The organism is Algoriphagus sp., from assembly GCF_046296635.1.
Taxonomy (GTDB): Bacteria; Bacteroidota; Bacteroidia; order Cytophagales; family Cyclobacteriaceae; genus Algoriphagus.
Map to the genome: position 1 here is coordinate 1 of NZ_JBKBKZ010000066.1, position 569 is coordinate 569.

At 40.2% G+C, this 569-nt stretch carries 1 protein-coding gene; it reads right to left on the reverse strand.

Annotated elements, in window-relative coordinates; translation table 11 throughout:
* Nucleotides 1-91 precede the first annotated feature (91 nt).
* Nucleotides 92-569, reverse strand: a 478-nt coding sequence (locus ACK4HU_RS21980; RefSeq protein WP_409810361.1) for a hypothetical protein, incomplete at its 5' end; no start/stop codon positions are given.

Below are 569 nucleotides of genomic sequence, written 5' to 3' on the forward strand. Positions count from 1 at the left end.
TTTGCTTTTCTTGCCTTTGCCTGTCTGGATTCTATTTGAGGCTTTGGGGGCAGAGATATGGGACGCAACCTCAGAAAGGAAAATCAGGTTCCTAATGGTGTCGGTTTTCTTTCTTTTTCTGTCTTGATTTTTTCATATTCTCTCTTGCTTTTGCCTTTATCTCTTCAAACCTCTGGTCATACAGCCTTTTGAGTTCAAGAGCCTTGAGCCTGAGCGTGTTTTTGTCATAACGATGTATTTCAAAAACATCTCCGTCCTTGGCAAAATCCTTAATAAAACCTATTTCTTTGAGGCTTTGAAAAGCAAGAGTTAAAGATTGAACCTTTTTCCATAAAGGTGTGTCCGTATTTAATCCGACCAACCTCACAAGAGTTTCTATTTTTAGTCTGTTCACAAGCATCTGGTTCTCCGACCTGCTACTAAGTATCGTAAAAAGTGCTATCTCGTTTTTGCCTTGCAGATGCAGGAGAAAAGGAACATAGAGGCGAAGCCCTTCTTCTTCACAAAGCCTGTAAAATTCTGCTGGCAACTTAAGATAGAGCCTTCTTTCCTTTTCTTCATAGCTGCTC